This is a genomic window from Bradyrhizobium sp. 26S5, assembly GCF_036923295.1.
GTDB classification, from domain to species: Bacteria; Pseudomonadota; Alphaproteobacteria; order Rhizobiales; family Xanthobacteraceae; genus Bradyrhizobium; species Bradyrhizobium septentrionale.
In genome coordinates this window covers 6,153,275-6,178,777 of the sequence record NZ_CP145948.1, presented here as the reverse complement: position 1 = coordinate 6,178,777, position 25,503 = coordinate 6,153,275, and the positions used below count along the sequence as shown (strand labels likewise).

General features: G+C 64.4%; 23 protein-coding genes and 2 riboswitches. Of the genes, 9 read left to right on the top strand and 14 right to left on the bottom strand.

Annotated elements, in window-relative coordinates:
* The first annotated feature begins 174 nt into the window (after nt 1-174).
* The 3 genes from V5279_RS29100 to V5279_RS29090 are packed head-to-tail and all read left to right on the top strand — an operon-like array spanning nt 175 to nt 2,132.
* A complete protein-coding gene (locus V5279_RS29100; protein ID WP_338690483.1) occupies nt 175-930 on the top strand; it encodes a competence/damage-inducible protein A in 756 nt (251 codons plus the stop codon).
* Between the two features lie 6 nt (nt 931-936).
* Entirely contained in the window at nt 937-1,464 is a 528-nt protein-coding gene (gene gpt, locus V5279_RS29095) for a xanthine phosphoribosyltransferase (RefSeq protein WP_338690481.1), read from the top strand.
* A gap of 44 nt (nt 1,465-1,508) precedes the next feature.
* Nucleotides 1,509-2,132 carry a hypothetical protein gene (locus V5279_RS29090; RefSeq protein WP_338690479.1) on the top strand — a complete coding sequence of 208 codons (624 nt, stop codon included), beginning with the start codon at nt 1,509-1,511 and terminating at the stop codon, nt 2,130-2,132.
* A 16-nt stretch (nt 2,133-2,148) separates the two neighbouring features.
* Here V5279_RS29090 and V5279_RS29085 read toward each other — a convergent pair whose 3' ends face one another.
* On the bottom strand, nt 2,149-3,171 hold the full coding sequence (locus tag V5279_RS29085) for a methionine synthase (RefSeq protein ID WP_338690476.1): 1,023 nt from the start codon (nt 3,169-3,171) through the stop codon (nt 2,149-2,151).
* 99 nt (nt 3,172-3,270) lie between these two features.
* Between V5279_RS29085 and V5279_RS29080 the strand changes: the two genes are divergently transcribed.
* The 4 genes from V5279_RS29080 (at nt 3,271) to V5279_RS29065 (ending at nt 7,892) form a co-directional block, all read left to right on the top strand.
* Nucleotides 3,271-3,975 (top strand): glutathione binding-like protein, encoded by a 705-nt coding sequence (locus V5279_RS29080; protein ID WP_338690474.1) that lies wholly within the window; start codon nt 3,271-3,273, stop codon nt 3,973-3,975.
* A gap of 173 nt (nt 3,976-4,148) precedes the next feature.
* On the top strand, nt 4,149-4,760 hold the full coding sequence (locus tag V5279_RS29075; RefSeq protein ID WP_338690472.1) for a 2-hydroxychromene-2-carboxylate isomerase: 612 nt from the start codon (nt 4,149-4,151) through the stop codon (nt 4,758-4,760).
* Nucleotides 4,760-5,734, top strand: coding sequence for an NADPH:quinone oxidoreductase family protein (locus V5279_RS29070; protein WP_338690470.1), 975 nt, complete (start codon nt 4,760-4,762; stop codon nt 5,732-5,734). Before V5279_RS29075 ends, V5279_RS29070 begins: the two co-directional genes overlap by 1 nt.
* 112 nt (nt 5,735-5,846) lie before the next feature.
* Nucleotides 5,847-7,892: a methyl-accepting chemotaxis protein gene (locus tag V5279_RS29065; RefSeq protein WP_338690468.1), complete on the top strand. Its 2,046-nt coding sequence runs from the start codon at nt 5,847-5,849 to the stop codon at nt 7,890-7,892.
* Here the strand turns inward: V5279_RS29065 and V5279_RS29060 are convergent.
* The 12 genes from V5279_RS29060 to V5279_RS29005 all read right to left on the bottom strand — a co-directional run bounded on the left by V5279_RS29060 (nt 7,879) and on the right by V5279_RS29005 (nt 22,318).
* Nucleotides 7,879-8,571: an esterase/lipase family protein gene (locus V5279_RS29060; protein WP_338690466.1), complete on the bottom strand. Its 693-nt coding sequence runs from the start codon at nt 8,569-8,571 to the stop codon at nt 7,879-7,881. The genes V5279_RS29065 and V5279_RS29060 overlap by 14 nt on opposite strands.
* On the bottom strand, nt 8,568-9,458 hold the full coding sequence (locus V5279_RS29055; RefSeq protein WP_338690464.1) for a crotonase/enoyl-CoA hydratase family protein: 891 nt from the start codon (nt 9,456-9,458) through the stop codon (nt 8,568-8,570). Before V5279_RS29055 ends, V5279_RS29060 begins: the two co-directional genes overlap by 4 nt.
* Before the next feature lie 139 nt (nt 9,459-9,597).
* A complete protein-coding gene (locus V5279_RS29050) occupies nt 9,598-11,016 on the bottom strand; it encodes an amidase (protein WP_338690462.1) in 1,419 nt (472 codons plus the stop codon).
* Nucleotides 11,009-12,181, bottom strand: coding sequence for a M20 aminoacylase family protein (locus V5279_RS29045; protein WP_166306327.1), 1,173 nt, complete (start codon nt 12,179-12,181; stop codon nt 11,009-11,011). The genes V5279_RS29050 and V5279_RS29045 overlap by 8 nt, the downstream gene beginning before the upstream one ends.
* A 5-nt stretch (nt 12,182-12,186) precedes the next feature.
* A complete protein-coding gene (locus V5279_RS29040; RefSeq protein ID WP_338690459.1) occupies nt 12,187-13,707 on the bottom strand; it encodes a M81 family metallopeptidase in 1,521 nt (506 codons plus the stop codon).
* A gap of 268 nt (nt 13,708-13,975) precedes the next feature.
* Entirely contained in the window at nt 13,976-15,625 is a 1,650-nt protein-coding gene (locus tag V5279_RS29035) for an ABC transporter ATP-binding protein (RefSeq protein ID WP_166306333.1), read from the bottom strand.
* A gap of 156 nt (nt 15,626-15,781) precedes the next feature.
* The gene (locus tag V5279_RS29030) at nt 15,782-16,669 is read right to left on the bottom strand and encodes an ABC transporter permease (RefSeq protein WP_166306336.1); all 888 of its coding nucleotides are present in this window, start codon (nt 16,667-16,669) and stop codon (nt 15,782-15,784) included.
* 3 nt (nt 16,670-16,672) lie between these two features.
* Nucleotides 16,673-17,614, bottom strand: coding sequence for an ABC transporter permease (locus tag V5279_RS29025; RefSeq protein WP_029081540.1), 942 nt, complete (start codon nt 17,612-17,614; stop codon nt 16,673-16,675).
* A gap of 263 nt (nt 17,615-17,877) precedes the next feature.
* The gene (locus V5279_RS29020) at nt 17,878-19,176 is read right to left on the bottom strand and encodes an ArgE/DapE family deacylase (protein WP_338690450.1); all 1,299 of its coding nucleotides are present in this window, start codon (nt 19,174-19,176) and stop codon (nt 17,878-17,880) included.
* Nucleotides 19,173-19,370 (bottom strand): hypothetical protein, encoded by a 198-nt coding sequence (locus V5279_RS29015; RefSeq protein ID WP_338690448.1) that lies wholly within the window; start codon nt 19,368-19,370, stop codon nt 19,173-19,175. The genes V5279_RS29020 and V5279_RS29015 overlap by 4 nt, the downstream gene beginning before the upstream one ends.
* 126 nt (nt 19,371-19,496) lie before the next feature.
* Nucleotides 19,497-20,804: a D-amino acid dehydrogenase gene (locus tag V5279_RS29010; RefSeq protein WP_338690446.1), complete on the bottom strand. Its 1,308-nt coding sequence runs from the start codon at nt 20,802-20,804 to the stop codon at nt 19,497-19,499.
* 65 nt (nt 20,805-20,869) lie between these two features.
* Nucleotides 20,870-20,985: riboswitch (glycine riboswitch) on the bottom strand.
* 3 nt (nt 20,986-20,988) lie between these two features.
* A riboswitch (glycine riboswitch) is annotated at nt 20,989-21,095 on the bottom strand.
* 92 nt (nt 21,096-21,187) lie between these two features.
* Nucleotides 21,188-22,318: a M20/M25/M40 family metallo-hydrolase gene (locus V5279_RS29005; RefSeq protein ID WP_338690444.1), complete on the bottom strand. Its 1,131-nt coding sequence runs from the start codon at nt 22,316-22,318 to the stop codon at nt 21,188-21,190.
* Between the two features lie 265 nt (nt 22,319-22,583).
* Between V5279_RS29005 and V5279_RS29000 the strand changes: the two genes are divergently transcribed.
* Nucleotides 22,584-24,203, top strand: a complete 1,620-nt coding sequence (locus tag V5279_RS29000) for an ABC transporter substrate-binding protein (protein WP_338690442.1) — start codon at nt 22,584-22,586, stop codon at nt 24,201-24,203.
* A 167-nt stretch (nt 24,204-24,370) separates the two neighbouring features.
* Here V5279_RS29000 and V5279_RS28995 read toward each other — a convergent pair whose 3' ends face one another.
* The gene (locus V5279_RS28995) at nt 24,371-24,955 is read right to left on the bottom strand and encodes a hypothetical protein (RefSeq protein WP_338690440.1); all 585 of its coding nucleotides are present in this window, start codon (nt 24,953-24,955) and stop codon (nt 24,371-24,373) included.
* On the opposite strand from V5279_RS28995, the gene V5279_RS28990 reads away from it, so the two are divergent.
* The gene (locus V5279_RS28990; protein ID WP_338690438.1) at nt 24,954-25,241 is read left to right on the top strand and encodes a PilZ domain-containing protein; all 288 of its coding nucleotides are present in this window, start codon (nt 24,954-24,956) and stop codon (nt 25,239-25,241) included. The genes V5279_RS28995 and V5279_RS28990 overlap by 2 nt on opposite strands.
* Nucleotides 25,242-25,503: the final 262 nt, after the last annotated feature.

The window sequence follows — 25,503 nt, the reverse complement described above, 5'->3', positions numbered from 1 at the left end:
ATGGTAGCAAGGGGCGGGCCAGCGCGATATGCATTGGCTTATGGCATTTACTAAGGGAGAGACGGAAGGCCTGCCCGAAAAACCGGCTGAGGTCTGCTTAATTCGGCGGCAAAACCTCGTGACATCAAGGCATTGGGTCGGCAATGTCAGGGGATCAAGTTAGGGAATGAGACCATGAGCGAGATCGTCACGGCGGGGATATTGGTGATCGGCGACGAGATCCTGTCCGGCCGGACCAAGGACAAGAACATCGGCTTCATCGCCGAATACCTGACCAATATCGGCATCGACCTCAAGGAGGTCCGCGTCGTCGCCGACGACGAGGCCGACATCATCGCAGCCCTTGATGCGCTGCGGCATAGATACGCTTACGTGTTCACCACCGGCGGCATCGGGCCGACCCATGACGACATCACCGCCGACAGCGTGGCGAAGGCGTTCGGGGTCGAGATCCACCATCATCCTGACGTGGTGGCGCGGTTCAGGGAGCGCTGGAGTGAGCAGGACCTCAACGAGGCGCGGCTCCGGATGGCCCGGGTGCCCGACGGCGCCGAGCTGATCCAGAGCGCGACCATCCTGGCGCCGGGCTTCAAGCTCGGCAATGTCATCGTGATGGCCGGCATCCCGACCATCATGCAGGCGATGATGGACATCGTGGCGCCGACCTTGAAATCCGGCCAGCGGATGCTGTCGGATTCGGTCCGCGCCGACGCGCGGGAAGGCGATATCGGTGGTCCGCTGCGGGCGATCGCGGAGGCCCATCCCGACACCATCATCGGCAGCTATCCGTTCCAGGATGAGAACCAGAAGCCGAACACCAATCTGGTGGTGCGCTCGCGCGATTCGGAGAAGCTCGCGGCTGCGATGGCCGCGGTGAAGGAGATGCTGAAGCAGGTGCAGGCCGCGCAGAAGAAGCCGGCAGCGGGTTGAGACGACATGGTTGAGAGAAGTTCTGAACCGAGTGCGCAGGAGCGGGCCGGCAGACCGTTCCCGGTCTCGTGGGATCAATTCCACCGGGATTGCCGGGCGCTGACCTGGCGCCTCAACGAGGTCGGCCCGTTCCACGCGGTGATCGCCATCACCCGCGGCGGGCTGGTGCCGGCGGCGATCGTGGCGCGCGAACTCGGGCTGCGGATCATCGATACCGTCTGCGTCGCCAGCTACGACCATGACAAGCAGGGCGACCTGAAAGTGCTCAAGGGCATTTCCGAGCAGACCGCCAAGCTCGGCGGCGGCACCGGCAAGGGGCTGCTGATCGTCGATGACCTCGTCGATACCGGCAAGACCGGCAAGCTGGTGCGTGAGATGCTGCCCGACGCGCATTTCGCAACCGTCTACGCCAAGCCGAAGGGACGGCCGCTGGTCGACACCTACATCACCGAGGTGTCGCAGGACACCTGGATCTTCTTTCCCTGGGATACCGCGCTGTCGTTCCAGCCGCCGATCCGCGACGGGGCGGCGTAGATTTCCACCTCGCCCCGCACTCGGGGCGAGGGAGAAGGAAGAGCATGCCCCTGCAGAACCGCGTCACCCCGACCGGAGACATCGTCGCGTCAGAGCATCGCGGCACCTTCACCGGCAATCGCGGCATCATCCACGATCCGGCGACGCGGACGCTCTTGAACAAGCGCTGGTCGTCGCCGGCGTGGCTCACCTGTGTCTGCGAGTTCAGGGGACGGCGGCGCAAGGTGATGAGCCGGCAGAGCTGGACCGAGCTGTTCTTCCTCGATGAAGCGACCGCCTTCGCAGCCGGGCACCGGCCGTGCTTCTATTGCCGCCGCGATGACGCCAAGCGGTTTCGCGCGGCCTGGGAGAGCGGCAACGGCGTCAGCGATCTCAGTGCCAAGGCGATGGATGCGGTGCTGCACGCCGAGCGGCTTGATCGCGGCAAGAAGCGGCTGCATCTGCTGCTGCTGCCGATAGCCGGGCTGCCCGACGGCACGATGGTGCAGGCGAACGGGGAAACCTATCTCGTCGCCAATGGCAAGACGTTGCGCTGGTCATTCGCCGGTTACGACCGGGCTGACCTGACCGGTCCCGCGATGCTGCTGACGCCGCCGTCGACCGTCCGCGCTTTTGAGGCCGGCTACCGGCCGGTGTTGCATCCGAGCGCGGCGGATGCTTTGGGCTGAGCCGCAGGCGCGACCCTCACGCCAGCCGCTGTCGCGCCAGTTTTGCACCGGCACCGAGCGCAATCAGCTTGGCTTCGGCGATGTCCCGCCGCATCGGGGCCATGCCGCAATTGGTGGTCGCGATGATGTTGCCCTTCGGCACGAATTTCGCGACCGCCTCGATCACCTTGACGACGTCCTCGGCGGTCTCGACCTCGTCGCTGGCGACGTCGATCACGCCGGCCTGCACGATCTTGCCGGGCAGCGCCGCGAGCAGCTCGATCGGCACCTTCGAGTTACGGCATTCGATCGCGACCTGCTGGATCGTGCTCTTGTCGATCACCGGGAAAGTCTCTTCATATTGCCGCCACTCGCCGCCGAGCGTCTGCTTCCAGTCGGTGTTGGCCTTGATGCCGTAGCCGTAGCAGATGTGTACCGCGGTGGCGCAGGTCAGGCCCTCGGCGGCACGCTCCAGCGCCTTGATGCCCCAGTCGCGGACCTCGTCCATGTAGACGTTGAACGCGGGCTCATCGAACTGGATCATGTCGACGCCGTCGGCCTGCAACGCCCTGGCTTCCTGGTTCAGCAGCTCGGCGAAGGCGAAAGCCATCTTCACGCGGTCGCCATAATATTGGTCGGCGATGGTATCGATGATCGTCATCGGGCCGGGCAGGGTGAACTTCAGCCTGTTTTTGGTGTGGGCGCGCGCCGCGCGCGCCTCGCTTTCATGGACGCGGCCCTTGAGCTGCAGCGGCGCGACCACCTGCGGCACCATCGCTTTGTAGCGGTCCTTGCGGATGCCCATCTCGACCTTGTGGGCAAAATCGATGCCCTCGATCCGCTCCAGAAAACCGTGCACGAAGTGCTGGCGCGCCTGCTCACCCTCGGTGACGATGTCGACGCCGGCATCCTCCTGCAGCTTGACCGCAAGCACCGTGGCGTCGCGCTTGGCGCGGGCGAGCTCGGCGCCTTCCGATTTCCAGGGCGCCCACAGCATGTTGGGTTCGGCGAGCCATTCCGGCTTCGGCAGCGAGCCTGCGATCGTGGTTGGAAACAGCATGGGTGCCTCCCGGTGGGTTCTGATTGAGCGCCTGTGTGCCATGTCCTAAGGTGGACGTACAGAACAACAAAAGTCTTTGTGATGGGGAATAGGACGCCGATGATCGACCTGCACTACGCGCCGACGCCGAACGGCTGGAAGATCTCGATCATGCTGGAGGAACTCGGGCTGTCCTACACGGTGATCCCGGTCAACATCCGCGCCGGCGAGCAGTTTCGGCCCGAATTCCTGGCGATCAGCCCGAACAACCGCATCCCCGCGATCGTCGACCATGCGCCTGCCGACGGTGGCGGGCCGTTCCCGGTGTTCGAGACCGGCGCGATCCTGATCTATCTCGCCGACAAGACCGGCCGTTTCCTGTCCCGGGAGTTGCGTGCGCGGTCGAACGTCATCCAATGGGTGATGTGGCAGATGGGCGGCCTCGGGCCCATGCTCGGCCAGCATGGCCATTTCGCGCTCTATGCGGCCGAGAAGATTCCTTATGCGATCGAGCGCTACCGAGACGAGACGGCGCGGCTCTACGGCGTGCTCGACCGCCAGCTCGGCAAGACCGGTGCCTATATCGCCGGCGACGACTATTCGATCGCCGACATCGCCTGCTTCCCCTGGACCATGACCCACAAGGCGCAGGGCTTTACCCTCGACGAATACCCGAACATCAAGCGCTGGTACGCGGCCGTGCGTGCCCGGCCGCAGGTGCAGGCCGGGCTGGCGATCGGAAAATTCGTCAAGGAGCCGTTTGACGAGGAATCACGCAAGAATATGTTCGGGCAACGTGCGAAGGAGCTAGTCGAGAGGAAGTAGGTATCGTCATCCTGAGGTGCGAGCTCTTGCGAGCCTCGAAGGATGCGAAGCCGGAGGCCCTCCATCCTTCGAGGGCCGCTGAAGAAGCGGCCACCTCCAGCGACAAAGGCGAAGCCTTTGCGCGGGGATGACGGGAAAAGACAGCGCTACAAGCATGATAAAAAGGAAACGCCATGATCGAATTCTTCTTCGACTGTTCCAGCCCGTGGACCTATCTGGCCTGGCACAACATCCAGCCGCTCGCGAAGGAGTTCGGTGCCGAAATTACGTGGCGGCCGATCCTGGTCGGCGGCATCTTCAACACCGTCAATCCGTCGGTCTACGCGCAGCGCGAGACGCCGGTGCCGCTGAAAGCGCGCTACATGAAGAAGGATCTCGCCGACTGGGCGCGCTCGGCCGGCCTTGCGATCAAGATGCCGCCGACCGTGTTCCCGGTGAACAGCGTGAAGGCGATGCGCGGCTGCATCCTTCTCGGCAACGAGAAGATGGTGCCGTTCGCGCGCGCCGTGTTCGAGGCCTATTGGGGCGATGACAAGGACATCTCGCAGGATGCGGTGCTGGCCGAGATCTGCACCAAGGTCGGGATCGATCCCGCAAAGTTCCTTGCCGGCATCGGCGATCAGGCGATCAAGGACCAGCTCAAGGCCAACACCGAGGAGGTGATGGCGCGCGGCGGCTTCGGCTCGCCCACGATCTATCTCGACAAGACCGACATGTATTTCGGCAACGACCGCCTGCCGCTGATCCGCGAGGCGCTGGCACGTCTCAAGGCGCGAGCTGCCTGATGCCGAAAGCCGTTGTTTGCCGCGAGCTCGGGCCGCCCGAGCGCCTGCAGCTGGAAAACTTCGCCTCGGTGCCGCTGAAGCCGGGCGAGGTCCGCGTTGCGATCCGCGCCGCCGGGATCAATTTCCCCGACATCCTGATGGCCGCCGGCGAGTACCAGCTCAAGCCGCCGCTGCCGTTCACGCCGGGCTCGGAAGCCGCCGGCGATGTCGTCGAGGTCAACGATGCCGCTGGCGTCGCGGTCGGCGACAAGGTGATCGTCAAGATGCGCTTCGGCGCCTATTGCGATGAGACGGTTGCTGTGCCGTCGCAGCTCGTGCCGGTGCCGTCGACCTTCGACTATGCCGAAGGCGCGACCTTCCTTGCCGCGCACGGCACGGCGTATCACGCGCTGATCGATCGCGGGCAGATCCAGCCCGGCGAGGTGCTGCTGGTGCACGGTGCCGGCGGCGGCGTCGGGCTTGCCGCGGTCGAGATCGGCAAGCTGCTCGGCGCCACCGTGATCGCGGCGGCCTCCAGCGAGGAGAAGCTTGCGATCGCGAAGGCGCGCGGCGCGGATCATCTCGTGCTCTATGCGCGCGAGCCGTTCCGCGACGCGGTCAAGCGTCTCACCGACGGCCGTGGCGCCGATGTGGTGTTCGATCCGGTCGGCGGCGAGGTGTTCGAGAACTCGATGCGCTGCATCAACTGGGGTGCGCGGATTCTCGTCGTCGGCTTCACCGGCGGCATCGGTCTCGCCCGCACCAATCTGTTGATGATCAAGGGCGCGAGCGTGCTCGGCGTCCGCGCCGGCGAAGCGGTGCGGAAGAACCCCGCGCTCGGCGAGGTCAGGATCAAGGCGCTGAGCGAGTGGGCCGAGGCGGGCCGGGTGCGACCGAAAATCTCGCACCGGCTGCCGCTGGAGGATTATGCGAAGGCGATGCGGCTGCTGGTCGAACGTAAGGCCATCGGGCGTGTGGCGTTGATCATCCGGTAGAACTACGTGCCTTGCACACGTTCTGCGCAGCGCCTGCTCAAAACTTTAGCGGCGCTGCGGCAGGGCTTTTTTACCAATCGAATGTAGGCATGATCCAACCGGGGGTTGAGTCATGTTCAAGAACACCAAGATACTTTATCGCATTGCTTTCTCCGCCTTGCTGCCGCTGTTCGCATTTGCAGCACTGGCAATCTACGACATCTCGGCGAAGTGGTCGGTTCGAACAGATATCGCACGCATCCAGCCGATTGCCGAAGGCGTCGGCAAGCTCAGCCGGCTGGTGCACGAACTGCAGCGCGAGCGCGGCTTGTCGTCGGCCTATCTCGGCAGCAAGGGCGTCCAGATGCGAAGCGAGCTCGGCGAGCAGCGCAAGCGAACCGACGCAGACCGGACGGTCGCCACGTCAGTGCTCGCCGGCCTGAAGCAATCAGGAGCAGCGGAACTTGCCGCGGCCGCGCAGGCTGCCCAGGACGGCCTTGGCCAGCTTGACCCGCGTCGCACCGACATCGATGGGCTTGCGATCGCGCCGCCGGCCGCCATTGGCTATCTCACCGATACGATCGGCCGTCTGATCACCGTGATCACCGGTATCGCCAAGCTCAGCAGCGACGACGACATCTCGAAATCCATCGCCGCCTACGCCAATTTGATCGAGGGCAAGGAGCGCGCAGGGCAGGAGCGCGCGACCGTCGCCGGCGGCATCGCGGCGGGCCGGTTAGAACCTCAGCTCTATGTGCGCGCGGTGGGACTTGCAGCGGCCCAGGAGAGCTTCTTCAGCGCGTTCCGTGCAGCCGCGTCGCGCGAGGCGCGCGAGCTGTTCAGCCGGACGATGTCGGGCGGCGCCATCGACACCTTCAACGCCATGCGCAAGACGGTGGAGCAGGGCGGGCTCGCGGGCGACTTCAAGTTGCTCGACGGCAAATCATGGTTCGATGCCGCCACAGTCCGGATCGACATGCTCAAGATGGTCGCGGACGGTCTCGCCGCTGAATTGTCGCGCCTTATGGCCGACAAGAAGGAAGAGGCGACCATGAGCCTCGGTATCATCGCCGGCCTGATGCTGCTGGCGCTACTGGTGGGATCGCTCGCGGTGCTGGCGATGGCGAGCAGCATCACCGGGCCGATCAACACGCTGGCGTCCAATATGACGAGGCTGGCCGAAGGGAATCTCGATCTCAAGGTCGACTCCACCGATCACGGCGACGAGATCGGCGTAATGGCGCGGGCAGTCCGGTTCTTCAAGGAGAGCATGATCCGCTCGGCCGAGCTTGCCGCGAAGGATAGCGAAGCCGTCAACCAGCGTGCGGCCCGCGCCGCACGCGTCGGCGAACTCACCAATCAATTTCATGACGACATCGGCGCGGTCATCGACGCCGTGATATCTGCGTCATCACAGCTCGAGGCAACGGCTGCACTGATGAACAGGAGCGCCGGCAAGACCAGCGAACAGGCAGCGAACGTCGCCGAAGCGACGCAGGCGGCGTCCAGCAACATGCAGACTGTCGCGGCTGCGACCGAGGAACTGTCAGGCTCGGTCGGCGAGATCGGGCGTCAGGTGACGCAATCGGCGCAAATCGCGCAGCGTGCGGCGGCCGACGGTCGGCGCACCAATGAGACGGTGCAGGGTCTCTCCGCCGCCGCGGAGAAGATCGGCGACGTCGTCAAGCTGATCAGCGAGATCGCGAGCCAGACCAATTTGCTGGCGCTCAATGCGACCATCGAGGCAGCGCGCGCGGGCGATGCCGGCCGCGGCTTTGCCGTGGTCGCCGCCGAGGTGAAGACGCTTGCGGAACAGACCGCCAAGGCGACCGACGATATCCGGGCGCAGATTGGGGCGATCCAGGCTACGTCAGGCGATGTTGTGACCGCGATCCGGTGCATGACCGTCACGATCGACGAGATCAACGAGATCGCCTCGTCGATCGCCAGCGCGGTCGAGGAGCAGGGCGCAGCGACCCAGGAGATCGCGCGCAACGTCCAGCACGCGGCAAAAGGAACCGGCGATATCTCGGCCAATATCGGTGCGGTTACCGGTGCTGCCGAGGAGTCCGGGGCAGCGGCGAGTCAGGTGCTCGGCGCTTCGGAAGAACTGTCGCGGCAGTCGGCCCGGATGCGCAATCAGGTCGAGAGCTTCATCGGCAGAATCAAGGCTGCCTGATCACTGCGTCTCTTGCGAACTGCCCGGTTTGGAGGAACGCAATCGTCTGCGCGATCGCGTCCGCGTTGCGCACCAGCCAGGGGTGCGAGGTACGGATCACGATGTGATCGGCCATGCCGTCGAGCCTGGTGTTGGCGACCGACACCCGTCCGTCATGCGGTCGCGGCAGGCCGATGGACGTGATCGGATAGACCGAGCGGTTGCCGGCGATGATGCCGGTCGGGTAATCGATCGCCGGCAGCAGCGCGCTGGTCGCGGCATCGCGGCGGGTGACGAGCTGCTGGCCGGCCGGGCCGAAGAAGGCGCGATAGGCAGCAAGGTTTTTCAGGCGGTCGGCGATCTCGCTGCCGCCATTCGGCGTGCCCAGCATCACGACGCGGCCAAGTCGCGCCGGGCGATGTTGTGCCAGATAGACGCGTGCCAGAAGCCCGCCCATCGAATGGCAGACGAAATGCACAGCGCCTTCGAGGCTGCGCGCGAACCGATCGAGCGCCGGATGGATGTCCTCGGCCAGCGCATCGAGCGGCTTGCGCCGGCTGTCATAGTCGAGATTGAGAGTGGCAAAGCCGGCATCATCAAGCGCCAGCTCCATCCTGCGAAACGAGCGCGCCGTCCTGCTGATGCCGTGCAGCAGGACGACGCCGTCAGATGGAGACGCCGCGGGACGCCGCTCGCTCACTTATAGTCGCGCTCTTGCCACCACGGGAAATAGTCGGGCATGTCAGACGACACCTTGTTCTTGAACTGCGCAGGGCGCTTTTCCAAGAACGACACCACGCCTTCCTTGACGTCGTCGGAGCGGCCGCGGGCATAGATGCCGCGACTGTCGACCTTGTGCGCCTCCATCGGATCATCGGCGCCCATCATGCGCCACATCATCTGGCGGATCAGCGCCACCGACACCGGCGCGGTCTTGGCCGCGAACTCCTTGGCGAGCGCGCGCGCGGTCGGCAACAGATCGTCCGGCGGCACCACCTTGCTGACGAGCCGGCCGGCGAGCGCTTCCTGCGCCGGGAAGACGCGGCCGGAATAGCACCATTCCAGCGCCTGCGAGATGCCGACGATGCGCGGCAGGAACCAGCTCGAGGCGGCCTCCGGCACGATGCCGCGCTGGGAGAACACGAAGCCGAAACGCGCCGCGTCCGACGCGATGCGGATATCCATCGCCAGCTGCATGGTGACGCCGATGCCGACGGCGGGACCGTTCACCGCGGCGATCACCGGCTTCAGGCACTTGAAGACGCGCAGCGTCACCTGGCCGCCGCCGTCGCGCACCTGCGGATCGCTGTAGTCGACGCTGCCGTCGGCATGCCGCTTGACCGGACCGCGCCGCGCGTCGCGGTCGAACGTGTTGGCACCGGAGGACAGGTCGGCGCCGGCACAGAAGCCGCGGCCGGCACCGGTCACGATGATGGCCCTGACATCGTCGTCCTTGTCGGCTTTGTCGAACGCGTCGATCAGCTCCTGCTGCATCGTCGCGTTGAAGGCGTTGAGCTTGTCGGGCCGGTTCAGCGTGATGGTCAGGATCTGCTCGGCGACCTCGTACTTGATCGTCTCATACGCCATGGGGATGATTTCCTCTCGGTTTTCTTGAATAGGCGGCGCTACGCGCGTCTCCATCCAGTTAACCCGGCAATCATCCCTTGTGAAGAAGTCGGATGCGCGGCGTGGCCCCGCGCCGCGCATCGCGACTTGCGTTGAGGCGCTACTTCTTCGGCGGCGTCGGCCACGGCTTCTGCGGGCCGCGCAGGCCTTCGAAAGCCTTGCCCATGCCGAGCACGCCGATGTCGTCGAAGCGGCGGCCGATGATCTGGATGCCGATCGGAAAGCCCTTCTTGTCGTAGCCGCCGTTGATCGACAGCGCCGGGTTCTCCGACATATTCCACGGCACGGTAAAGCAGATGTGCTCGAACGGCTTTGCGGGGTCGTTGAGCGGTGCTGCGAACTCCGCCGGGAAGTTCACCACTGGCGACACCGGCGAGATCACATAGTCGAACTCGCAGAACAGTTTTGCGGCGGCCGCGCGGATCGCCATCGTCATGTTGAAGCCGCGCATCACATCGACACCGGAGAGCTTTGCGCCGGCCTCGGCCCAGCTGAGGATATAGGGCAGGGTCTTGCCGCGGTCGGCCTGCGGCAATTTCGACAGCTCGTCCCAGGTCCGCGCCCGCCAGAAATTGTCGAGGCCCTCGAGCATCTCCGGGGTCAGGATGCCGTCGATCTCGGTGATGACGGCGCCGGCGGATTCGAACGCCTTCGCCGCCTTGACGACGATTTCGCGCACCTCCTTCTCGACCTTCTGGCCGGATCCGGCGTCGAGCATCAGCCCGATGCGCAGCTTGCGCGGCGACTTCTCGATCGCCTTCCAGTTCACTTCCAGCGCCGGCAGGCTCATGCCGTCGCGGCGGTCGGGACGCGAGAGCACGCTCATCATCAGCGCGGCGTCGTCGACGGTGCGGGTCATCGGACCGGCAACGCGGCCGACATAGGGCGGATCGATCGGCACGCGGCCGAGGCTCGGCTTCAGGGCGACGAGGCCGCACCAGGAGGCCGGCAGCCGCACCGAGCCGCCGATATCGGTGCCGAGATGCAAGGGACCATAGCCTGCGGCACCGGCCGCGCCGGCGCCGGCGCTCGAGCCGCCCGGGTTCTTGCTGACATCCCAGGGATTGCGGGTGAGGGGATGGAACGACGACAGTCCCGACGACAGCATGCCGTAATCCGGCATCGTGGTCTTGGAGAAGATCACGCAGCCGGCTTCGCGCAGCCGCGCGGCAGGCGGCGCATCCTTTTCCGCCGGCGCGAGCTTGACGCTCGCGGCACCCAGCGGCACCGGCTGGCCCTTGGTCGCGACGTTGTCCTTGATGGTGACGGGCACGCCATCGAGCGTGCCGACCGGCTCGCCTTGTTGCCAGCGCTCGGTTGCGGTCTTGGCGACCTTTCGCGCCCCGTCAGGGTCGTACAGATACAGCGCCTTGATGTGCGGCTCCCAGGTCGCGACTTGGGAGATGATCTCCTCGAGCACCTCGGTGGGCGAGAACTGCTTGGCACGGTAGCCGGCGAGCAGGTCGACGGCCGTGAGATCGTGCAGCGAGGTGATGGTGTCCGGTTTCGGCTTATGCATGGGCACCTGCCGGCATGCGTTTCTCGATGATGCGGGCAAACATGCTGGCGCCGATCGGCAGGATCTTGTCGTCGAGAACGTAACCGGGATTGTGCACGGGCACTGAACCGTCATGACCGACCCAGAAATACGCGCCGGGAATGGCCTGCATCATGTCGGCGAAATCTTCGCTGCCCATCTTGGGTGTCGAGCGAGTGAGCACCTTGGCCGGATCGACGACGGTGCGCGCAACTTCCTCGACCACGCGGGACTGCTCTTCCTGATTCACCAGCACGCTGAACGTGTCGCGGATGTCAGCCTCGATCTCGACGTCATAGGCCGCGGCCATGCCGGCGCAGATCGCGCGCATGCGCTTGCGGATCAGGGCGCGGGTGTCGTCGTCGAAGGCGCGCACGGTGCCGCACAGCCAGGCTTCGCCCGGAATGACGTTGTAGGCGGAGCCGGAGTGAATCTGGGTGATCGAGACCACCGCCGGCTGCAGCGGATCGACATTGCGGCTGACGATCGACTGGATCGCCTGTCCGAGCGTCATCGCGATCACCACCGCATCCTTGGAGCGCTCCGGCATCGCGCCATGGGCGCCGTAGCCGTGGATCTTGATGTCGAAGAAGTCGGCGCCGGCCATCGCCGGGCCGGGCAGGATCGCGATCTCGCCATGGTTCAGGTCGGGCGCATTGTGCAGGCCGTAGACCTCGTCGCAGGGGAACTGCTTGAACAGGCCGTCCTTGATCATGGCGCGGGCGCCGCCGAGGCCTTCCTCGGCCGGCTGGAAGATGAAATGCACGGTGCCGTCGAAATTGCGGGTTTCGGCGAGATAGCGCGCCGAGCCGAGCAGCATCGTGGTGTGGCCGTCATGGCCGCAGCCATGGAAGCGGCCGGGAATGGTCGAACGCCACTTCAGATTGGTGTTCTCCTCCATCGGCAGCGCGTCCATATCGGCGCGCAGGCCGATCTTTTTGGTGCCGCCGCCCTTGCCCTTGAGCACACCGACCACGCCGGTGCCACCGAGGCCGCGATGCACCTCGATGCCCCAGCTCGTCAGCTTGTCGGCGACGATGCCGGAGGTGCGGACCTCTTCGAAGCCGATCTCGGGATGCGCATGCAGATCCCGTCTGATGGCAGTGAGTTCGTCGGCAAAACTGTCGATGCGCTCAATGGTCGGCATGGTTTCTATCCGTTTATGCGTGAAGGGGAGGTGGGTGTGAAAGTCGGGCCGTTTGGCTTGATACGGATGCCGGGACGCAAGTGTTTCCACGGCAGCGTGGCGGTATCGGCGGGCATCGCGCCCGGCGCGGCGCAGATCAGCAGCTTTTCGGCGATCGGCTCGAAATCGGCGCGGAAATGCACCGAGCTCTTGTTGACCAGGATCTTCTGCGCCGTCGGCTCGATGCCGACATAGCGGTACATCGACTGGTCGGCAAGCTGGGCCTTGTAGGAGCCGACCACGACGCGGACGTCGCCGATGCGCAGGCAGGCGGAAGGTCCCATGTCCATGTCGCGGCCACCGAAATAGGGGCCCGGTGCGACGAATTTGCCGTCCGAGAGCTTTTCGACCACGAAACTCTCCCGGTATGGCGCGTCACCGGGAATGCCGGACTTGCCGCCGAGTTCGAGCGTGACGGTCGCGCCGATCCCGGCGGTGTGCGCGGCCTTGGCCGATTGCGGGTCGTAGATCACGCCGGTCGCGGCACTCGCTCTGTTGCGCACCAGCGCGCGCAGCATGCCTGTCGTGTCGGAATCGCCGCCGGCGCCGGGATTGTCCTGGGTGTCGGCGATGATGATCGGCTTGCTCGCCGACTTCGCCAGTTCCATCGCCAGCTGGACGCCTTCGTCGGGCGAATAGATCCGGCCGTCGAAATCGTCCTCATGGCTCTCGACAAGCGCGACGATCTTGTCGGCGGCGGCATCCGCATCGGCTTGGGTCCGGCCATAGGCGAACACGCTCGGCCCGCAATCCCTGAAATCGGCCGCCGGGAAGCCCGGCGCAAATGACAGCGTCGGCACCGCGTCGCTCTCGAGGGCCGCGAGCTGTTGATAGATGCCCTTGGTCGGCTGGTCGTTGGTGCATTGCCAGCTGATCGGGATCAGGAACGGCAATTGCCGGAACGCCTTTGCGAAGCGTTGCTTTGTTTTCAGCAGCAGCGCCAGATGCCTGGCGCAGGCTTGGCCGGTGTCGGCCATATCGACATGCGGGTAGGTGCGGTAGGCGATCAACGCATCGGCATGCTCGATCATCTTGGGCGAGACGTTCGCATGCAGATCGAGGCTCACGACCAAGGGGAGGTCGTTGCCGATCACCTTGCGCACGCGGGCGAGGACCTCGCCTTCACCGTCGTCATCGTGCTCGGCGACCATGGCGCCGTGCAGGTCGAGATAGACCGCATCGATCGGCCCGGCCGCGGTAATGCCGTCGACCATTTCGGTCACGATCCGCTCATACGCATCCTTGCTCACATGCGCCGACGGGCTTGCCGCCGCGAAAATCGTCGGCACCAGCTCCCAGCCATTGGCTTCCGCCGCCTCGACAAAACCGGCGAGGCCTACATTGATCTTGCGCATGACCTTGAGCACATCGGCGCCATGCGTCATCGACGGCCAGCCGCCGCCGTGCACGAAGTCATCATAAGTTGCCTTCGTCGGCGCGAAGGTGTTGGTCTCGTGCAGGAAGCCGCCAACGGCAATGCGGGTCATCAAGTTGGTCTCGATACGTTTCTTCGATCATGATGCGAATGGAACGGCCCGCGCCACGATCTCGTCTCGTTGGTTGGAGCGCGATCTTTCGGAGAAGCCGGTATCCACCTTCCGGCTCACGCTCTAGCGCGCGACGTTAAGCGTGTCGTCGCGCCAAGCGCAAGCCGGGGAGCACTACCGGATTTGCATGCCCTATGGGCGTAAAGGCCCAAGGCCAGGTCATAAGGCCAGGTCATCAAGGCTAGGTCGTAAGGCTGCGGCTAAAGACCTAGGCCGTCGCCACAATGCCTTCCGAAACCGGGCGGAAATTCGCAAAATCCCAGCCGCGGCCGGGTGCGGCATCAAGTAGCGCGCGGGTATAGGCCTGCTGCGGATTGGTCAACACCTCGGCCGCTGGTCCCTGTTCCACGACGCGGCCGCGCTGCATCACGGCGACGTCGTCGCAGATTTGCGCGGCGACGCGCAGATCATGCGTGATGAACAACAGTGCGATGCCCAGACGCTGCTGGATTTCGTCAAGCAGGTTCAAAACCTGCGCCTGCACCGAGACGTCGAGTGCGGACACGGCTTCATCCGCCACCAGAACGTCGGGGTCGAGCGCCAGTGCGCGCGCGATCGCGATGCGCTGGCGCTGGCCGCCGGAGAACTGGTGCGGGTAGCGTGAGATCGCGTCGGGCGGCAAATGGACCAGCTCCAGCAGTTCGCGGGCTCGCGCCAGCGCGTCCTTGCGCGGCATGCCGTAATTGATCGGGCCCTCCGCAATGCTCTCGCCGACGGTGACGCGCGGATTGAGCGAGCGGTAGGGGTCCTGGAAGATGATCTGGATCTTCTGGCGATGCGGCTGCAACAGCCGCCGCGACAGATCCGAGATCTCGCGGCCGGCGAGGCGCACGCCGCCAGAGGTCGGATCGATCAGGCGGACGATGCAGCGCGCGACCGTCGACTTGCCGGAGCCGCTCTCGCCGACGATGCCGAGCGTGCGGCCCTTGCGCAGTGTGAGCGTGACGTTGCTGGCGGCCGCGACTTCACGGGCTTTGCCGTACAGCGACCGCTCCCGGTAGACCTTGCTGAGCTCGTTGGCCTCCAGCACCACCGGCTCCTTGGTCTCCGGGCGGGGCGCCCGCGGCACCAGGCTCGGCACGGCGGACAGCAGGTTGCGGGTGTACTCCATCGTCGGATTGCGCAGCACGCCCTCGAGCGGGCCGGTCTCGACCAGCCGGCCGTGCCGCATCACCGACACGCGATCGGCGATCTCGGCCACCACGCCCATGTCGTGGGTGATGAACAGCACCGCGGTGCCGTGATCGCGCTGCAGGTCGCGGATCAGGGTGAGGATCTGCTTCTGGGTGGTGACGTCGAGCGCGGTGGTCGGCTCGTCGGCGATCAGGAGCTTTGGTTCCAGCACCAGCGCCATCGCGATCATGATGCGCTGGCGCTGTCCGCCCGACAGGCGGTGCGGGTAGGACGAGAAGATGCGCTCCACGTCCGGCAGCCGCACATGCTCCATCATGGCCAGGATCTTCTGGCGCCGCGCGCGGGCGTCGAGATCGGTATGGGCGCGCAGCACCTCGTCGATCTGGCGCCCGACCGGCACGACCGGGTTGAGCGCGGTCATCGGCTCCTGGAAGATCATCGCCATCCGCGTGGCGCGCAATTGCCGCAGCCGCCGGTCGCTGGCGGTGAGCAGTTCCTCGCCGACCAGTTTGACGCTGCCGCCCGAGGGCACCAGCGTACCCTTCTGCAGCAGGCCCATCACGGTCAAGGAGGTCACCGACTTGCCGGAGCCGCTTTCGCCGACCAGGCAGAGCGTCTCGCCTTCGCGCACTTGCAGCGAGAGGTCGTCGATGATGCGGTGCGCATCCTGCTTGCGGCCGAGGCCGACGACGAGATTGTTGATGTCGAGGACGACGTTGGTCATGTCAGGCTCTCTTGACGCTATTGCGGGGAGCGAAACGACGGCAATTATCGGCTGTCATTCCGGGATGGTGCGCTAGCACCAGACCCGGAATCTCGAGATTCCGGGCTCGATGCTTTGCATCGCCCCGGAATGACGGCTTCAGAAGGGCTGAAGCCGTCACTTGCCCTCACGCTGCTTCATGCGGGGATCGAGCGCGTCGCGGGCGGCGTCGCCGATCAGGTTGATGCTGAGAATGGCGATCGAGAGCAGGAGCCCCGGCCAGAAGATCAGCGAGGGCTTGACCTGAAAATAGGCGCGGCCCTCGGCCATGATATTGCCCCAGGTCGGCGTTTCCGGCGAGATGCCGGCGCCGAGGAACGACAGGATCGCCTCGGTCAGGATCGCGGATGCACAGACATAGGTGCCTTGCACGATCAGCGGCGCGATCGTGTTCGGCATCAAATGCCGCCACATGATCTTGGGCAGGCTGGAGCCGAGCGAGATCGCGGCCTCGACATAGGGCTCTTCGCGTGCGGTCAGCACCACCGCGCGCACCAGCCGCGCCACGCGCGGGATCTCGGGGATGGTGATCGCGATCATCACGGTCCAGATGCTGGCGCCCGACAGCGACACCACGGCGATCGCGAGCAGGATGGCGGGGATCGCCATCAAGCCGTCCATCACACGCATCATCACCGCATCGACCCAGCGGAAGAAGCCGGCGACGAGGCCGATCAGCAGCCCGACGGCGATCGAGCAGACGGCGGCGCCGAGCCCGATCACCAGCGAGATCCGCGCGCCATAGATGACGCGCGACAACAGGTCGCGTCCATAGGCGTCGGTGCCGAGCAGGTATTGCGCGCTCGACGGCTTCAGCCGCTGCGACGGCGTCAGCAGCAGCGGATCGTGCGGCGCGAGCAGCGGCGCGAAGATCGCCATCAGGATGATGAGCGCGAGGCAGATCGTCGCAACCGCGATGATCGGCGTCGAGGTGAGGAAGCCGAGCTTGACGCGGAGCGGCCGCGTGACGGGAATAGAGGATTCGGGAAGGGTTTCGATCGCCATTGCTCAGTACCGGATACGAGGATCGAGCAGGGTGTAGGCGAGGTCGATCAACAGATTGACCGCGACATAGATACCCGACGTCAGAAGGATCATCGCCTGGATCACCGGATAATCGCGCGCCAGCACCGCATCGACGGTGAGGCGGCCGATGCCGGGCAGGTTGAACACGCTCTCGGTGACCACGACGCCGGAGATCAGGAGCGCGAAGCCGGAACCGATCACGGTGATGACCGGAACCGCGGCGTTGCGCAGCGCATGGCGCAGCAGCACGCCGGTCTCGCCGATGCCCTTGGCGCGTGCCGTGCGCACGTAATCCTCACCCAGCACATCGAGCATCGAGGCCCGTGTCATGCGCGCGATCAGCGCGACATAGATGAAGGAGAGCGTACAGGTTGGCAGGATGATGCGCTCGAAGAACGGACCGAAGCCGGCCGAGATGCTCTTGAAGCCCTGCACCGGCACCCAGCGCAGATCGATCGCAAAGATCTGGATCAGCACATAGCCGATCACGAACACCGGCACCGAGAAGCCAAGCACCGAGAGCCCCATCACGAAGCGATCGATCCAGGTGCCGTGCTTCCACGCCGCGATCACGCCGAGCGGCACCGCGACCAGGATCGAGAGGATGATGGTGGCGAGCGCAACCGAAATCGAGGGTTCGAGGCGCGGGCCGATCATCTCGAGGATCGGCTTGTTCGAGATCAGGGAGACACCGAGGTCGCCGTGCAGCAGTCTGGCGACCCAGGTGTAGAACTGGATGTAGATCGGCTCGTTGAGACCAAGCGAGGTCCTGATGCGTTCGAGCTGTTCCGGCGTCGCATTGTCGCCGGCGAGAATTGCGGCGGGGTCGCCCGGCGTTAGCCGCAGCAACAGGAACACGAACAGGGCCACCACGCCCATCACGGGAACGGCGGCGAGGATGCGGCGGATGAGATAGCCGATCATCGCTGCTATCTCCTGTCGTCAGGCGGTGTGAAGCGAAGGCTGGGCCGCATCATACTCATGGTGTCCCCGTGATGTGTCTCATGCGCTTCTGCGTCTTCTCTCAAAGCTAGCGCGAAAGTGATGAATTTGCAGGCAAATACTGTGCCAATGGCGACGCTATATCAAGGCGCGGTTCGGGCTGTTGGAAGCCTCCCTTGGTCTGAAGCTGCTATTTCGAATTGCACATTTCGTCACGCGCCACCGACCTGAAACCACAAGTCGATTCACGCTCTCATCGCGCCGCACCAGTTGGCGACGAACAATGCGATGCTCTGCGTTGTCTTGCGAAGGCTGTCGAGCTCGACGCGTTCGTTGAACGCATGCGGGCCGATGCCGTAAGGACCATAGCAAAGGGCAGGGATGCCATAGTCGACGCAATAGTAGCGGGTGTCGTTGACGGCGGTAGACAGGCGCTCCTGCATTGGAGCCTGGAAGACGGAATGATGGGCGGCCGACAGAGCTGCTTCCGCTTCGCTGCCAGGCTCGCACACCGCCGGGTCCGCCTGAAAACCACTCCACACGAGCTCAGCCGGATTGTCGGACAGGAAGTCGTCGGCCTTGTGCGCCTCGGCCAGGCATTCCTCGATGCCACGCATCGCCTCTCGCGGTGTCTCGCCCGGCAGCAGACCGAGCCGGCAATCCAGCTCGCACCACGCCGCGGTCGAACTGGCCCAATCGCCGCCTTTGATGATCCCGACATTGAACTTGATCGGATTCTTGACGGTGCGGAACCAGCTGTTGTCGAGCGCCCGGGCATTGAGCGTTTTGGTGTAATCCTGGAACGCGCGCACCAGATGCATCGCCGACAGGATGGCGCTCGTACCCGCCTCGGAATAGGCGACATGCACCGGCGTGCCGCGCACGCGCAGGCGAAACCAGATGGCGCCGACCTGGGCGCGCGTCAGCGTGTGTCCGGTCGGTTCGGGAATGAGACAGGCGTCGGCGCGATAGCCGCGCATCAGAGTGGACAATGCGCCGTTGCCGGTGCTCTCTTCCTCGGTCACGGTCTGCAGATGGACGCGCCCGCCCGGGGCATAGCCGGCGTCTCTGATAGCATCGAGCGCGAAGATCATTGCCGAGACACCGGCCTTCATGTCTTGCGCGCCACGCCCGAACATCCAGCCGTCGCGCACGGCGCCTGCGAACGGCGGCTGGTCCCAGAGGTCAGCGGGCCCCTCCGGCACCACGTCGATATGACCTTGCAAGATCAGGCTACGCCCGCTGCCTTTGCTGTTCTTCGTCGCAACAACCTGCTGCGATCCGGCAAGATCGATGCCGTCCATTGGCGCAGCCTTCGGATGGCTCATCAGATTGACGTCCGCAAGGCTGAACACATCGACGTCGTAGCGGCGCTTTGCGAACTGCTCGGCCAGCCAAAGTTGTTGCGGCGCTTCCTGTCCGCGCAAGCTGCGGAACTGCACCATGCGCGACAGGAACGCGATCTGATCGTCGAAGTTTCGGTCGACGGCCGCGCACAGCTCTGCGGCAATCTGATCCGGCTTGGTCAACGTCTCAGTTGTCATGTCGTGCCTTTCGTGGAGCCCTGTGCAGAAGGCTGAGCGTTGACTGTTTTGGAAAGGCGGCGCACGCAGTCGGTGCGCGTGCCGGTGGCGCGGTTACGCATCGGTCCGCCGAAGAGATCGCTGCCGGCATCCATGTCGTTCAGGATCCCGCGCCGGACCGCAATGTCATGCGTGCTCACCACCCCAATGCGCATTGTCCCCTCCCGCGATGAAGCGCTTTTTCCCATTGTGACGCTAGTTCCTATCACGCGGCGTTTCTCAGCGAATTCCGACTTGGCCATACGCAAATACGCTCATATTCTTCCTCTTCGGCCGGGTAATTAGGGGAAAGCTGCGCGGGTGGTCTCGGTCGTATCGACCTGCGACGGCACCATTGAAGGCGTGTCGAGGTCGCTCCAATCATCGATCGCCCCTGCTACCATCTGCGCCGTCGCGGCCGAGAGCGTCCAGCCGAGATGACCGTGGCCCGTATTGTAGAACACGCCCGGAATCCGTCCGGCGCGAACCACCGGCATCATGTTCGGCATCATCGGGCGCAGGCCCGCCCATGGCACGATCTTCGAGGTGTCGATCCCGGGGAAATGCTGTCGCACCCAGTCCACCAGCGGCTGGATCCGGTCGGCGCGAATGTCGCGGTTGAAGCCGTTGAACTCGGCGGTGCCGGCGACGCGGAAGCGGTCGGCGCCGAGCCGGCTGGTGACGATTTTCGCAGCTTCATCGAGCAGGCTGACGGTCGGCGCAGCGTCGCGGCTTTGCGGCGCATCGAGCTGCACGGTGATCGAATAACCCTTCACCGGATAGACATTGACGCGGTCGTTCAGCATGCCAGCGAAGTGACGGCTCGCCACCCCGGCGCAGATGACGATGCCATCGGCCTGCAACTCATGCCGCGTCGCGACGTCAGCATCATGCGAAGCGGCTTCGTTCCAACTGACGCGGAAGCCGTCGTCGCCTCGCGCGATCGCATCGACATCGGCTTCGTGGATGAAGCTCGCGCCGCGGCGGATGCAGGCGTCGGCAAGTCCGCGGGTGAACTTGTGGATATCGCCGGTCGCGTCCGACGGCGTGAAGAAGCCGCCATAGCAGGCCGTCTGCAGCGCAGGTTCGATTGTGCGGATTTCGTCAGGGGTCACCGGCCGGCGGTCGAGCCCGCCTTGCTGCAGCAGCGTGTTGACCCGCAGGCCCGCTTCGAAGCCGGCCTTGTCGTGATAGACGTGCAGGATGCCGCGGCGTTCGAGATCGAAGGCGATGCTCTCGCGCTGTGCGATCGAGAAAAGATGTTTGCGCGCTTCGATGGCGAGCCGCGTGGTCTCGATGGTGTTGCTGCGATAGCGGCCGATGTGGCCGACGAACTCGCCGATCCAGGAATATTTGTGCCAGCTCGGCTTCGGGTTCATCAAGAGCGGCGCGTCGCTTCTGAGCATCCAGCGCAGCCCCTTGAGAATGGTCGCGGCGTTGTTCCAGACTTCCGCGTTGCTGGCGGAGAGCTGTCCGCCATTGGCGAACGAGGTTTCCATCGCGGCGTAGCGATGCCTGTCGAGGACAGTCACCCGGTAGCCGCGTTCGAGCAGGGCATAGGCCGTCGTCACGCCGGTGATGCCGGCGCCAATGATCGCAACGTGAGGCATGATAGTCTTCAGGCTCCCGTGGGTTAGAGTCGCCGAACCACCGGTGAAACCGGCATCGGCGCCCCATCTGTCACGGTACCTGAGAGCTTGATCCGCATCGGGCCGCAGCCCAATAGCGAACTATCCCCTTCGGTGGACGTCATGGCCCTTGATGTGCGGCCATATTCGTCTCTCTCCAGATCGTCCTGACGATACAGTCCTTTTGCCTGAGAGTTTCCGGGGCGGTTGCTCCGTCGGCGCCGAAGCCAACAACACGCATGTTGTTGCTCCGATCTCTCCCGCATCGTCGTGTTGGACGGCCGGACCGTAGGCGAAGCCTGAAAATTGGACAAGGCTAAATTTCGATCCGGCAGTGCCAACGTGTTGTGCAGTGCAAATCGATGTCAGTCCAGCGTCGCCAGCAGTGCCGCCATCAGGCGGCCGCGTTCGGCGAGGCTGTCGACCTCGATATGTTCGTTGAGCGTATGCGCGTCTGCGCCGCGAACGCCGAGGCCGTCGAGCGTGGGGATGCCCATCGCACCGGTGAAGTTGCCGTCCGAGCCGCCGCCGGCGCTGCCATGCGGCAGATCGAGGCCCATCGCCGCCGCGAGGCCCTTTGCCTTTTCATAGAGCGCCATGGTGCCGGCATCCGGCTCCCACACCGGGCGGGTGACGCCGCGCGTCACCTTGAATGTCACGTCGTTGGCGGTGCCGGACAGCGCCAGCATGCGCTCGACGCCGCGGTCGAGATCGGCCTGGCGCTTGGCCATGCTGAGCGCTTCGCCGGTGCAGGTCGTCGCAACGCAATTGACCCATTGGCCGCCATGCACGATGCCGACCGAGAACGTGCAGTCCTCGGTGGTCATGCCGTCGATGGCGATGATCTGCCGGGCCATCTCGCGGATCGCGGAGCGGCCCGACGACAGCGTCGCGCCGGCGTGGCTCGGCTTGCCTGTTGCTTCCAGATTGAAGCGCGCGATCGCGTAGCGACCGGTGACGACGCCGTTGTTCGGACGGCCGGGCTCCGGCACCAGCACATATTTGTTGCGCGCGGCTTCCGCCTCGATGATGTCGCGCGTCGACGGCGTGCCGACCTCTTCATCGGGGGTGAACAGCACCGTGATCGGCAGCGGTGTCGTGAAGGAGGCGCGCGCCAATTGCCGGATCGCCTCGACCGACAGATAGTTGCCGCCCTTCATGTCGAAGATGCCGGGCCCGAAACACTTGTTGCCTTCGCGCCGCCACTTCAGCTTCTCGATGGTGCCGACCGGGTGCACGGTGTCCAGATGGCCTGATATCAGGATGCCGGGCTGGCCTTGCTTCGGATGAGGAAAACGGGCGCGGACGCAGCCGGCAAAGCCCTGGCGACCGGCGATGCGCTCGATCGTCGCACCCATGATCGCCATCTCGCGTGCGGCAAGGTCGAGCATGCGTTCGACTGCCGCCGAATCCCAGGTCGGGCTCTCGCACTCCACCCAGCTACGCAGGCCCTGCAGCATTGTTTCGGAATCAAAGGGAAGATTGGCTGGGTTCATCGTTTTTCTCTCTTGTTGTTTTGATCGCGCCGGCATCGCGCGCGCGTTACGAAAATCTCGGCCGACGAATTTGTAAAGCCAAAATCTGGCGCGCGGCCTCATTCGTTTGTGTACGTCCGATCCCGCCCGAAACCGATTGACGCGCATTGCGCTTGGTGCAAGTCTCGATTTCACAAGCCATACAGCATGTTAGTTCGCCTAAATAACGAACCGCATGCATAACGAATAAGCCGGCTTTGACCAGTTTCACGTCAGGAGAGATTGCATGTTCCCTATCTCGCGTTGGAAGCACCGCACGCTTGCGGCTGCGTTGACGGCGCTTGCACTGTCGTTCGCGCCGCAGGAATTGTCATTTGCACCGCAGGCGATGGCTGCGGGCAAGACCATCACCGCGGTGATGCACTCGGATCTCCGCGTCATCGATCCGATCATGACCACCGCCTACATCACCCGCGATCATGGCTACATGATCTATGACACGCTGCTGGCGACGGATTCCAACTTCAAGATCCAGCCGCAGATGGCGGACTGGAAGGTCTCCGACGACAAGCTGACATACACGTTCACGCTGCGCGACGGCCTGAAATGGCATGACGGTGCGCCGGTCACCGCGGAAGACTGCGTCGCCTCGCTGCAGCGCTGGGGCAAGGTCGACGGCATGGGCCAGAAGCTGATGGACTTCGTCGCGAGCCTGGAGGCGACCGACGCCAAGACCATCACGCTGAAGCTGAAGGAGCCTTACGGCCTCGTGCTCGAATCGATCGGCAAGCCGTCGTCGCGCGTGCCGTTCATGATGCCGAAGCGTCTCGCCGAGACGCCGCCGGACAAGCCGATCCCGGAACAGATCGGCTCCGGGCCGTTCAAATTCGTGCAGGCGGAATTCCAGCCGGGCGTGAAGGCGGTGTACGAGAAGAACAAGGACTACGTGCCGCGCAAGGAGCCGGCGAGCTGGACCGCAGGCGGCAAGGTCGTCAAGGTCGACCGCGTCGAGTGGGTCACGATGGCTGACGCGCAGACCGCGGTGAACGCGCTGCAGTCCGGCGACATCGATTTCATGGAGAACCTTCCGTTCGACATGCTGCCGGTGCTCGAAGCCAATCCGGATCTCAAGATCGACGTCCTGAACAAGTTTGGCTTCCAGACCCTTGGTCGCATGAACTTCCTCTATCCGCCGTTCGACAATCCGAAGGTGCGCCGCGCCGCGTTCCTGGCGATGAACCAGAAGGACGTGCTCGACGCGCTGGTCGGCAATGCGAAGTACCAGAAGATTTGCGGCGCCTTCTTCGTCTGCGGTACGCCGCTGGAGACCGACGTCGGTGCCGAAACGCTGGTGAAGGGCAACGGCATGGCGGAAGCCAAGAAGGCGCTTGCCGCGTCCGGCTATGACGGCACGCCCGTCGTCATCATGGGGCCGGGCGATGTGACCACGCTGAAGGCCCAGCCGATCGTCGTGGCGCAGCAGTTGCGCGATGCCGGCTTCAAGGTGGATTTCCAGGCCACCGATTGGCAGACCGTCGTGACCCGCCGCGCCAGCCAGAAGCCGCCGAAGGAAGGCGGCTGGAACATGTTCTTCACCAACTGGGTCGCAGCCGACGTCGCCGATCCGATCGTCAACGCGTCGATCACCGGCCGTGGCAAGAACGGCGGCTGGTTCGGCTGGGCCGAGGATCCGAAGATCGAGGAGCTGCGCGACAAGTTCGCGCGCGCTGGCTCGGCCGAGGAAAAGAAGAAGATCGCCGCTGACATCCAGACCGAGGCCTACGATCAGGTGATCTACATCCCGCTCGGTCAGTACACGGTTCCAAGCGCCTGGCGGAAGTCGCTGACCGGCGTGCTCGACGGTCCGGCGACGCCGATCTTCTGGAATATCGACAAGTCCGAGTAGGGGTGCAGTCTTACTCACGACGAATGGCCGGGCGTTGTCCCGGCCATTTTCGTTTTGAGCTCGCGCCTCTAGAGCTTCGGTTCTGATTGAATCAGAACCGAAGCTCTAGTTTCTTGTTTGACGCGTTTTCTTCACGCGAACCGGTGCCCACTTCGCTCGAAAACGCTCTAATGTGAGTGACCCGATTTCGCGGCGCTCGCGCTCGACAGGCTGGAGAGCTGTGTCGGCCCGACCGCCGCGCCGTTGATCCAGACCGCCGTTCCTGCGGCGAGTGCCAGCAATCCGTACAGCATGATCGCGCCACGAATCCATCGCCGGTAGATCACGCGCTCGTTGGGCGTCGCGTCGCGGAATTTCTGGGCATTGAGCCCGTTGCTGCAATGGGCCGCGTCGTCGCCATGCTCGAGAATGGAGGCGCCTTGATCGCACGCCCTGTCGCCAGCAATCCGATTGCAGTTTGCAATCTCCATCACCGATCTCCGACCAAATTGATTTCGAAATGCGACGGCCGCGAAATAAGCGGCCGGAATTTTCCAATGCGCGAAGATTACGAGACGCGGCGATCCCGGCTTGTGAACCGAGCCACAGCCCGGAAACACGATCAGGTGATGCGAGCATCGTGATACCGAGTGAACGCTCAGGCCGTGGGCGCGCGCGTGGCATGCCAACGCGGTTGGCGATGTCTTAAGGTTCCCGTCAGAATCACGTCGTAACCTGACCGCCAGCTTGTGTACCGACCGCGACGGGTTCATGGCCGACGACGAAAGCAGGCCCGCACCAGCCGGCGGGCAACAGCCGATGCCGACCGATGAGCGGCGTGGCGGCTCCCGTCGCCGCGTCCTCAAATCGGGGGCGATCGAGTTCGGCAATGAAGCGATACCCTGCACGGTCCGAAATCTTTCTCCGCAGGGGGCGTGCATCGAAGTCAATTCGCCGCTGTGGTTTCCCGACCGCTTCGTCCTCGCCGTCGACGGCCAGCGGCACACCTGCCGGGTGATCTGGAAGAAGGAGCGGCGGATCGGTCTGGGATTTGCGTAAGGCTCGGCCTGCCGAGCCGTAACTCGCGGCAACCGCATCGCCTTCGCCTGGCTGGCTGTCGCGCCGACGCTAATCATTTCGCGAGCGAAGGCTGGTGCGGGCGGTGGGAGTCGAACCCACACGACGTTGCCATCGAGGGATTTTAAGTCCGTTTTAGCCCAAATTCCCAAGCCATTGGATTGACTCGCGATTTAGCAGCGACGCGAAAAACCTGTTGGAAAACAATGGACAAGCATTGACGTGTAACGACATGGCCGGACAT